Source organism: Streptomyces catenulae, from assembly GCF_000718015.1.
Classification (GTDB): domain Bacteria; phylum Actinomycetota; class Actinomycetes; order Streptomycetales; family Streptomycetaceae; genus Streptomyces; species Streptomyces catenulae.
In genome coordinates this window covers 164,134-174,156 of the sequence record NZ_JODY01000012.1, presented here as the reverse complement: position 1 = coordinate 174,156, position 10,023 = coordinate 164,134, and the positions used below count along the sequence as shown (strand labels likewise).

At 72.7% G+C, this 10,023-nt stretch carries 9 protein-coding genes; 4 read left to right on the top strand and 5 right to left on the bottom strand.

The features are described 5' to 3' along the window. The first annotated feature begins 161 nt into the window (after positions 1–161). From IF23_RS0113865 to IF23_RS0113850, 4 genes are all read left to right on the top strand, one after another. On the top strand, positions 162–1,685 hold the full coding sequence (locus tag IF23_RS0113865) for an MFS transporter (RefSeq protein WP_030283402.1): 1,524 nt from the start codon (positions 162–164) through the stop codon (positions 1,683–1,685). Positions 1,686–1,859: 174 nt separating this feature from the next. Continuing rightward, on the top strand, positions 1,860–3,656 hold the full coding sequence (locus tag IF23_RS0113860; RefSeq protein ID WP_030283400.1) for a DEAD/DEAH box helicase: 1,797 nt from the start codon (positions 1,860–1,862) through the stop codon (positions 3,654–3,656). Positions 3,657–3,974: 318 nt separating this feature from the next. Then, the gene (locus IF23_RS0113855; RefSeq protein ID WP_030283399.1) at positions 3,975–4,616 is read left to right on the top strand and encodes an IclR family transcriptional regulator; all 642 of its coding nucleotides are present in this window, start codon (positions 3,975–3,977) and stop codon (positions 4,614–4,616) included. A 121-nt stretch (positions 4,617–4,737) separates the two neighbouring features. Then, positions 4,738–5,517, top strand: coding sequence for a S16 family serine protease (locus IF23_RS0113850; protein WP_030283397.1), 780 nt, complete (start codon positions 4,738–4,740; stop codon positions 5,515–5,517). A 122-nt stretch (positions 5,518–5,639) separates the two neighbouring features. Here the strand turns inward: IF23_RS0113850 and IF23_RS0113845 are convergent, their stop codons facing one another. From IF23_RS0113845 to IF23_RS0113825, 5 genes are read right to left on the bottom strand one after another with little or no spacing between them, the layout of a single operon-like run. Next, a complete protein-coding gene (locus IF23_RS0113845) occupies positions 5,640–6,647 on the bottom strand; it encodes a glycine betaine ABC transporter substrate-binding protein (RefSeq protein ID WP_030283395.1) in 1,008 nt (335 codons plus the stop codon). Next, positions 6,647–7,534: an ABC transporter permease gene (locus IF23_RS0113840; protein ID WP_030283393.1), complete on the bottom strand. Its 888-nt coding sequence runs from the start codon at positions 7,532–7,534 to the stop codon at positions 6,647–6,649. Before IF23_RS0113840 ends, IF23_RS0113845 begins: the two co-directional genes overlap by 1 nt. Next, a complete protein-coding gene (locus tag IF23_RS0113835) occupies positions 7,531–8,814 on the bottom strand; it encodes a betaine/proline/choline family ABC transporter ATP-binding protein (protein ID WP_078653965.1) in 1,284 nt (427 codons plus the stop codon). Before IF23_RS0113835 ends, IF23_RS0113840 begins: the two co-directional genes overlap by 4 nt. Then, the gene (locus IF23_RS0113830; RefSeq protein ID WP_030283390.1) at positions 8,807–9,454 is read right to left on the bottom strand and encodes an ABC transporter permease; all 648 of its coding nucleotides are present in this window, start codon (positions 9,452–9,454) and stop codon (positions 8,807–8,809) included. The genes IF23_RS0113835 and IF23_RS0113830 overlap by 8 nt, the downstream gene beginning before the upstream one ends. A gap of 15 nt (positions 9,455–9,469) precedes the next feature. Further along, entirely contained in the window at positions 9,470–9,937 is a 468-nt protein-coding gene (locus IF23_RS0113825; protein ID WP_030283388.1) for an Lrp/AsnC family transcriptional regulator, read from the bottom strand. Positions 9,938–10,023: the final 86 nt, after the last annotated feature.

The window sequence follows — 10,023 nt, the reverse complement described above, 5'->3', positions numbered from 1 at the left end:
GTTCACGGGAGGGGCGTGCGGGGCGCGGGGGAGGGGGTGGGCGGGGCGCGTACGGGGGCGCGTACGGGTCCGGGCGTAGGTCCCGGGAACGAGGGGATGCCGGTCCGATGTCCCGTCCGGGGACAGGGGTCGTCCGGCGTGTCGGCCCTTACGCTGGGCCGATGACCGTCGACCCCGCGCGCGACACCGATGTCGCGACCACAGCCGCTCCGTCGCCCTCCTCCGCAGGTCCGGACCCCGCGGGGGACGGGCGCACCCCGGCCGCCGGGCCGCCCGGTGCCGGGCCGGACGCGGGGGTCTTCGGGCGGGGGTATCGGGCGCTGACCCTCGGGATCGTGTCGGTGGTGTCGCTGATCGCGTTCGAGGCGAGCGCGGTGAACACCGCGATGCCGGTCGCCGCCCGGGCGCTGCACGGTATCGGGCTGTACGCCTTCGCCTTCTCGGCGTTCTTCACCACCAGCCTCTTCGCGATGGCGCTGGCGGGGGAGTGGAACGACCGCCGCGGTCCGCTGGCGCCGCTCTTCACCGGTATCGCCGGGTTCGGCGCCGGACTGGTCATGGCGGGCGCGGCGCCGACCATGGGGCTGTTCGTCGCCGGGCGCGGGGTGCAGGGGCTCGGCGGCGGGCTGGTCATCGTCTCGCTCTACGTCGTCGTCGGACGGGCCTATCCGGAGCGGCTGCGTCCGGCGGTGATGGCGTCGTTCTCGGCGGCGTGGGTGCTGCCGGTGATCGTCGGCCCGCTGGCCGCCGGGAGCGTCGCCGAACACCTCGGCTGGCGCTGGGTCTTCCTCGCCATCCCGGTGCTGATCCTGCTGCCGCTCGCGGTGATGCTGCCCGCGCTGCGCGCCCTGCCGCGCGAGGCGCCGGGCCCGGACGGCGGGCTGCTCGCGGTGGTCCGCAGCCGCCGCGCCCTGCTCGCGCTGGCCGTCGCGGCGGGCGCCTGGCTGCTCCAGTACGCGGGCGGGCACCTGACGCCGTACGCGGTGCTCCCGGCGGCCGTGGGGCTGGCGCTGCTGGTTCCGGCGGTGCGGCGGCTGCTGCCGCGGGGCACGTTCCGGGCGGCGCGGGGGCTGCCGATGGTGGTGCTGATGCGCGGGCTGGCGGCCGGTGCGCTGGTCGCCGCGGAGAGCTTCATCCCGCTGCTGCTGGTCAGCGAGCGCGGTCTGTCCGCGACCCTCGCCGGGCTCTCCCTCACCGGCGGCGGTCTGACCTGGGCGCTCGGTTCGTACGTCCAGAGCCGGCCGCGGTGCGAGGCGTACCGGGAGCGGCTGATGGGTGCCGGGATGGCGTTCCTGGCGGCGGCGATCGCGGCGGTGCCGCTGGTGCTGTCCGAGGCGGTCCCGGTGTGGACGGTCGCGGTGGCGTGGACGCTCGGCGGCTTCGGGATGGGGCTGAACATCTCCAGCGGCGGGGTGCTGCTGCTGAAGCTGTCCCGGCCCGAGGAGGCGGGCGCCAACTCCGCGTCGCTGCAGATGGCGGACGCGCTCGGCAACGTCGTCCTGGTCGGTCTCGGCGGCGCCCTCTTCGTCGCCTTCGGCGGCGGCTCCCCGACCGCCCCGGCGACCGCCCACGCCTCCGCGGTCTCGCACCCCGCCGCCTTCCTCGCCGTCTTCGCCACGATGGCCGTGGTGGCGGCCGTGGGCGCGACCCTGGCGGGACGGCTCCGGCCTGCGGGGATGCCGTAGCGGAGGGCTTCCGGCGGCCCGGCGGGGGCGGCGCGGGGGCGGTCGGCGGGGTGGTGCGGCGCGGTGTGAGGTGGGTCCCAACCCCGGCGTCCGGGCGGCCGGAACACCTCGACCCGCCGCCCCGCACGGGTAGGCTGACGCGGTTGCCGATCGCCGAGCCAGCCGACGGAGACCGTGACTACCACCACCAGCGCCACCAGCAATCACCACCTGTCCCCGGCCTTCCCGGGCCGGGCCCCCTGGGGTACCGCCAACAAGCTGCGCGCCTGGCAGCAGGCGGCCATGGACCGGTACATCCAGACCCAGCCCCGGGACTTCCTCGCCGTCGCGACCCCGGGCGCCGGAAAGACCACCTTCGCGCTCACCCTCGCCTCGTGGCTGCTCCACCACCACGTCGTGCAGCAGGTGACCGTCGTCGCCCCGACCGAGCATCTGAAGAAGCAGTGGTCGGAGGCGGCGGCGCGGGTCGGGATCAAGCTCGATCCGGACTACAGCGCGGGCCCGCTGGGCCGCGAGTACCACGGCATCGCGATCACGTACGCCGGTGTCGGCGTCCGCCCGATGCTGCACCGCAACCGCATCGAGCAGCGCAAGACGCTGGTCATCCTCGACGAGATCCACCACGCCGGTGACTCCAAGTCGTGGGGCGAGGCGTGTCTGGAGGCGTTCGAACCGGCCACCCGGCGGCTCGCGCTGACCGGTACGCCGTTCCGTTCCGACACCAACCCGATCCCCTTCGTCACGTACGAGGAGGGCAACGACGGCATCCGGCGGTCGTCGGCCGACTACACCTACGGCTACGGCAACGCCCTCTCCGACGGCGTCGTCCGGCCGGTGATCTTCATGTCGTACAGCGGCAACATGCGCTGGCGGACGAAGGCGGGCGACGAGATCGCGGCGCGGCTCGGGGAGCCGATGACCAAGGACGCCGTCTCGCAGGCGTGGCGGACCGCGCTGGATCCGCGCGGCGACTGGATGCCGAACGTGCTGCGCGCCGCCGACCAGCGGCTCTCCGAGGTCCGCAAGAGCATCCCGGACGCGGGGGCGCTGGTCATCGCCTCCGACCAGGAGCAGGCGCGGGCGTACGCCAAGCTGATCCGGGAGATCACCGGGCACGGCGCGACGCTGGTGCTCTCCGACGACAGCGGCGCCTCGCAGCGCATCGACGACTTCGCCGCCTCCGACGACCGCTGGATGGTCGCGGTCCGGATGGTGTCCGAGGGCGTCGACGTGCCGCGGCTGGCGGTCGGCGTCTACGCCACGACGATCTCCACCCCGCTCTTCTTCGCGCAGGCGGTCGGCCGTTTCGTCCGCTCCCGCAAGCGCGGCGAGACCGCGTCGGTGTTCCTGCCGACCGTCCCGATGCTGCTCGGCTTCGCGGGCGAGATGGAGGTCGAGCGCGACCACGTCCTCGACAAGCCGAAGAAGGACGGGGACGAGGACCCCTACGCCGAGTCCGAGAAGGAGATGGACGAGGCCAATCAGGCGCAGGACGAGGACACCGGGGAGCAGGAGCAGTTCTCGTTCGAGGCGCTGGAGTCGGACGCGGTCTTCGACCGGGTGCTCTACAACAGCGCCGAGTTCGGCATGCAGGCGCACGCGGGCAGCGAGGAGGAGCAGGACTACCTCGGCATCCCCGGGCTGCTGGAGCCGGACCAGGTGCAGATGCTGCTGCAGAAGCGGCAGGCGCGGCAGATCGCGCACAGCAAGAAGAAGCCCGCGGAAGAGGCGGATCTGCTGGAGCTGCCCGCCGAGCGGCGTCCGGTGGTCAGCCACAAGGAGATGCTGGAGCTGCGCAAGCAGCTGAACACGCTGGTCGGCGCGTACGTCCACCAGAGCGGGAAGCCGCACGGCGTGATCCACACCGAGCTGCGGCGGGTCTGCGGCGGACCGCCGAGCGCGGAGGCGACGGCCGGTCAGCTCACCGAGCGGATCAAGAAGGTCCGCGAGTGGGCCACCCGCATGAAGTGAGCGCGCGGCGGACGGAGTGACGGGGAGGCGGTGCGCCGGGCGCACCGCCTCTTTGCCTCAACATCCGCACACGCAGGGAAAGTTACTCGCAGGTCCGGCGGGATATAGCGAACATTACGGACGGGAACGACCGGATTCTGGACGGGGACTTCCGCTCACCGGACTGGCTCGCTACTGTCCCGTCACGCACACGCCCCGTGGCAGCGCCGCCGCGGAGCGCAGCCGGTGCATGCGGCCGGCGGCCTCTAGCGCGCGCTGCACCGGGACCGCAGCGCCCCCGCGCCGATGATGCCGCCACTTCGACCAGGAGGGGGCGTCGTGACCGCGGAGACCTCCCAGACGCTCGACCGGGGACTGCGCGTCCTCAAACTGCTCGCCGACACCGACCACGGCCTGACCGTCACCGAGCTGTCCCACAAGCTCGGGGTCAACCGCACCGTGGTCTACCGTCTGCTGGCCACACTGGAGCAGCACGCGCTGGTCCGCCGCGATCTCGGCGGCAGAGCCCGGGTCGGTCTGGGCGTGCTGCGCCTGGGCCGCCAGGTGCACCCGCTGGTGCGGGAGGCGGCGCTGCCCGCGCTGCGCGCCCTCGCCGAGGACATCGGCGCCACCGCGCATCTCACCCTCGTCGACGGCACCGAGGCGCTGGCCGTCGCCGTCGTGGAGCCGACGTGGACGGACTACCACGTGGCGTACCGGGCCGGGTTCCGGCATCCGCTGGACCGCGGCGCCGCCGGGCGGGCGATCCTCAAGGCGCGCCAGGGCCGGATCCAGGACGCCGGGCTCGCGCTGACCCACGGCGAGCTGGAGGCGGGCGCGAGCGGCGCCGCCGCGCCGCTGCTCGGGGTCAGCGGCATCGAGGGCAGCGTGGGTGTGGTGATGCTCGCCGACGCGGTCTCCGAGCGGATCGGCCCGCGGGTGGTCGACGCGGCGCGGGAGGTCGCGGAGGCGCTGCGCTGAACGGGCGCGGCGCTGAGCCCGCGGCGCCGGGCCGCCGCGCGGTGGCTGTACGCCTGTGCGGTACGTACCGGGCCGGGCGTGCGGTGCGGGGCGGGGGACGGCGGTCCTCTAGGGTGGCGGGGTGTCCTCCCGCGTCCGTGCACTGTCGATCTGTGCCGCTCTGGTCCTCGCCCTGCTGCTGACCGCCGCCCTCGCGCCGCTGCCGTACTCACTGGCGTACCCGGGGCCGACGGCGAACGTCCTCGGGGACAACAAGGGGAAACCGGTGATCACCATCTCCGGCGCCGACACCCGCCGGACCAGCGGGCAGCTGCGGATGACGGCGATCGTCGCCACCGGGCCGGACGCCTCGGTGCATCTGCCGGACGTGATCCGGGGCTGGTTCCGCACGGACGAGGCGGTGATGCCGTCCGAGTCGGTCTACCCGGTGGGCGACAGCGTCAAGGAGGTCGCGCGGCACAACGCCGACGAGATGCGGAAGTCGCAGGACGCGGCGGTCGGCGCCGCGCTGGGCCGGTTGCACCGGTCCGCCCGGGACGTGAAGGTCACCCTGCGGCTGGCGGACATCGGCGGGCCGAGCGCCGGGATGATGTTCGCGCTGGGGATCATCGACAAGCTCGACGGGGACGGCGCCGGGGGCGATCTGACCGGCGGCCGGACCATCGCCGGTACCGGCACCATCGAGACCGACGGCCCGGTCGGCCCGGTCGGCGGGGTGCCGCTGAAGATGCGCGCCGCGCACCGCGACGGCGCCCGGCTCTTCCTGGTGCCCAAGGCCGAGTGCTCGCAGGCGCTCGCGGAGCGGCCCGACGGGATGCGGCTGATCCCCGTCACCACCCTGGACAGCGCGCTGACATCGCTCAAGGCGCTGAAGAGCGGCGGGAAGGTCCCCACCTGCTGAGGTGAAGGCCCCCGCCTGGTGAGGTGAAGGCCCCGCCTGGTGAGGTGGGAGGTCCCCGCCTGCCGAGGCGGGACGGTCCGGGCGGCGGGCGGCAGCGCCCCGCACGCCCGTCCCCCGGGGGCTCAGCCCTCCTTGATGAAGCCCTTCGAGAGCAGCCACTCCTTGGCGACCTCGTGCGGGTCCTTGCCCTCGACGTCGACCTGGCCGTTCAGCTTCCGGGCGACGGTGTTGTCGAGCGCCGCGGTGACGGGGTTGAGCAGCGCGGCGATCTGCGGGTACTTCTTCATCGTCGGCGCGTACATCGACGGCGCCGCGTTGTAGTTGGGGAAGAAGTGCTTGTCGTCGGCGAGGACGGTGAGGTTCATCGCCTTGATCCGGCCGTCGGTCGTGTAGACCTCGCCGAAGGTGCAGGCGGTGCCCTGGGCGGTCTGGGTGTAGACGACGCCGCTGGTCATCTTGTGGATGTTGCCGGGCGGGAGCTTCATGCCGTACCGCGCCGCCATGCCGGGCAGTCCGTCGGTGCGGGCGGCGAACTCGCTGTCCACGCAGAGGGTGACCGCGCGCGGGTTCCTCTTGAGCAGCGCCGCCATGTCGGAGAGCGTCCGGACGCCGTATTTGCGGGCGTTGGCGCGGTTGAGGGTGAAGGCGTAGGTGTTGTTGAGGCGGGCGGGCGGCAGCCAGACGAGATCGTTGGCGCGGTCGGCGTCGCGGACCGCGACCCACTGCCGGTGCGGGTCGGTGATCGGCTTCTCGTGGCCGAGGTAGGTGATCCAGCCGGTGCCGGTGTACTCGTACATGCCGTCGGCGGTGCCGGAGTGGACCGCCTCGCGGGCGCCGATGCTGCCCTGGATGTTGGTCTTGTCGATGACGGTGGCACCGGCCGCCTCGAAGACCAGACCCATGATCTGGCCCAGGATGATGTTCTCGGTGAACTCCTTGGAGGTCACGGTCAGCTGGGCGCCCTTGAGGGGCTGACCGCGGCCGAGGGTGCCGGGGCGGACGTTGTCGGTCATCGGGCTGCCGCTGACCAGCCCGCACCCCGCGAGGAGGACGGCGACGGCGGCCAGGGCGGCGGCGCGGACGGTACGGCGCGGGCGGCGGCGGGCGCGGCGGCCGGGGCTCGGGGCCATCAGTGCGATACCTCCAGACCGTGCGGCCGCAGCAGCACTTCGGCGAGCGAGGCCAGCCAGTCGACCAGCAGCGCGAGCGCCACGGTGAGGACGGAGCCGAGGATCAGCACCGGCATCCGCTGGGTGATGATGCCCGCCGCGATGAGGTCGCCCAGACCACCGCCGCCGCCGAACGTGGCGAGCGTGGCGGTGCCGACGTTCAGTACCAGCGCGGTCCGTACCCCGGCGAGGATCAGCGGGACGGCCAGCGGCAGCTCGACGCGGGTGAGGACGCCCGCCGGGGACATGCCGATGCCGCGGGCCGCCTCCGTCAGCGTCGGGTCGATGGCGCGCAGCCCGGCGATGGTGTTGGCGAGCACCGGCAGCACCGCGTAGATCACCATGCCGATGACCGCCGCCTTCGCGCCGATGCCCAGCCAGATGACGAGCAGCACCAGCAGGCCCAGGGCGGGCACCGCCTGGCCGAGGTTGGCGACGGCGACCGCGAACGGCGTCGCCCGGCGGAGCCTGGCGCGGGTCAGCGCGACGCCCAGCGGGATCGCGATGATCAGGACGAAGAAGGTGGAGACGGCGGTCAGTTGGATGTGCTGGCGCACCGCGAGGCCGACCTTGCCGTTGTCGACCGCCTGGTGGGCGATGGAGTCGAGGCGGGCGCCGCGGAACCACAGCCAGGTGCCGAGCAGCGCGGCGGCCAGGAAGAGCGGCATGGTCAGCGCCCGCTGCCAGCTGATCCGGCGCAGCCCCCGGGGCGGCGCGGCGGCTCCGGGCGGTGCCGCCGCGCCGTGCTCCCGCTCGTGGACCTCGTCCCGGAACGCCAGACCGTGCACCTCGTGTTCGCCCGGCGGCCGCTCGTCCCGGGGGGCGCGGCGCTCCTCGCGGGGGCTCATGCCGGGGCCCCGGCGCCGCCTTCGCCCAGCCCCTCCTGGGCCGCGCGGGTGCGGCGGGCCCGTGCCTCCTCCAGCTGGTGGCGGTGTTCGACGGCCTCCAGGCGGTCGGCCTCCAGCAGTTCGTGGACGTTGTTCATCAGCGTCTCCATGTCGACGACGCCGATGTACTCGCCGCGCCGCCCGGTGACCGCGACCCGCCCGGCGTTGTCGGTGAGGACCGCCTCCAGCGCGTCGCGCAGTGTCGCGTCGCGGGTGACGGTGTCGTGCACCAGCGTCCCGGCGCGCGCCAGGGTGCCCTTCGCGCGCATCAGGTCGCCGCGGCGCAGCCATTTGTACGGGCGGCGGTGGCGGTCGAGGAGCAGCACCTCGTTGGTGTCGCCGTCGCGCAGCAGGTCGAAGATGGACTGGAGCGGGTCGTCGACGCCCGCGGTGGCGAAGTCGACGACGCCGACGTCGCGTACCCGGGTGAGGTTGAGGCGTTTGAGGGCGGCACCGGCGCCGACGAAGCCGGAGACGAAGTCGTCGGTGGGGTTGGTGAGGATCGCCTCGGGGGTGTCGAACTGCGCGATGTGCGAGCGCTCGCGGAGCACCGCGATCCGGTCGCCGAGCTTGATCGCCTCGTCGAAGTCGTGGGTGACGAAGACGATCGTCTTGTGCAGCTCGTGCTGGAGCCGGATCAGCTCGTCCTGGAGGTGGTCGCGGGTGATCGGGTCGACGGCGCCGAACGGCTCGTCCATCAGCAGCACCGGCGGATCGGCGGCGAGCGCCCGGGCGACGCCGACGCGCTGCTGCTGCCCGCCGGAGAGCTGGCGCGGATACCGCCCGTGGAACTCCCCGGGATCGAGCCCGACCAGATCCAGCATCTCCTCGACCCGGTGTGTGATCCTCGCCTTGGACCAGCCGGTCATCTTCGGTACGAGGGCGATGTTCTGGGCGACGGTCATGTGCGGGAAGAGGCCCGAGGACTGGATGGCGTAGCCGACGGTGCGGCGCAGCTTGACCGGGTCCATGCCGGTGACATCGCGGTCGCCGATGCGTATCCGGCCGGACGTCGGCTCGATCAGCCGGTTGATCATCTTCAGCGTGGTGGACTTCCCGCAGCCCGACGGGCCGACGAAGACGACCAGTTCACCGGCGTTGATCTCCATCGTGACGTCGTCCACCGCGGGCGCCGGACTGCCCGGGTAGTGCTTGGTCAGCTTCTCCAGCCGGATCCCGGCGCCGGAGGTGGCGGTGCGCGCGGCGGTTCCCGCGGCGGTGGGCACGGACGTCTCAGGCACGGATCCCCCTGGGAATGGTCAGCCGTCCGATGAGGACGTACGCGGCGTCGAAGAGGAGGGCGAGGACGACGATCCCGAGCGTGCCGGAGAGCACCTGGTTGAGGGCGTTGGCGCTGCCCAGCGAGGCGATGCCGCGGAAGATCTCGTTGCCGAGCCCCGGACCGGACGCGAAGGCGGCGATGGCGGCGATGCCCATCAGCATCTGGGTGGCGACGCGGATGCCGGTGAGGATCGGCGGCCAGGCCAGCGGCAGTTCGACGCGGAGCAGCTGGGCGGTGCGGGACATCCCGATGCCGCGCGCCGCGTCCACCAGCGTGGCGTCCACCCCGCGCAGCCCGACGATGGCGTTGCGGACGACGGGCAGCAGCCCGTACAGCGTCAGGGCGATGACGGTCGGGGCGACGCCGAGGCCGACGACCGGGATGAGCAGGCCGATCAGGGCCAGCGAGGGGACCGTGAGGATCGTCGAGGTGGCGGTGGTCGCGAGGTTGCCCGCCCACTCGGTGCGGTAGGTCGCGACGCCCAGCGCGACGCCCAGGACGGTGGCGGCGACCATGCACTGGAAGACCGCGCTGGCGTGCTGTGCCGCATCGGTCAGCAGCTGGGCGTGGCGGCTGCCGACGTACTCCCAGAAGCTCACTGGCACCCTCCTCCGTCAGTCCTCCGATGCCTGTTGCACCAGAGGGATGATGCGCAGCGGAACCGGATTTTCCATCACGATTGCCGTAGAGGCCCGCACGATGCCATCAAAACCGACCACTCGGTCGATCACACGTTGGAGATCGGCGTTGGAGCGCGCGACGAGCCTGCAGAGCATGTCCCCATGTCCGGTCGTTGTATGCAGCTCCAACACTTCAGGAACGGTCGTCAAGTGAGCACGTACGACCGCGCCTTGACCTTGTTTGATCTCCAATGTGGCAAATGCGGTCACCGGATAGCCGAGCGCCGCCGGATCCACCTCCGGGCCGAAACCCCTGATCACTCCATTCGACTGAAGCCGGTCCAGCCGCGCCTGCACGGTGCCGCGGGCCACGCCGAGCCGCCGCGACGCCTCCAGCACCCCGATCCGCGGCTCCCGCGCCAACAGCGTGATCAGCCGCCCGTCCAAATGATCGATCGCCACTGCGGATCCCTCCGGAAACGATGGTCATCCTGTACAGATAGCCCGGCTTCACCACCCGACCGCTAGGCATAGTGCCCAGCAGATGC

Excerpts from the sequence above, each read along its gene's own strand:
- IF23_RS0113865 (WP_030283402.1), top strand. The coding sequence starts at position 162 with ATGACCGTCGACCCCGCGCGCGACACCGATGTCGCGACCACAGCCGCT.
- IF23_RS0113845 (WP_030283395.1), bottom strand. The coding sequence starts at position 6,647 with ATGGCCCCGAGCCCCGGCCGCCGCGCCCGCCGCCGCCCGCGCCGTACC.
- IF23_RS0113840 (WP_030283393.1), bottom strand. The coding sequence starts at position 7,534 with ATGAGCCCCCGCGAGGAGCGCCGCGCCCCCCGGGACGAGCGGCCGCCG.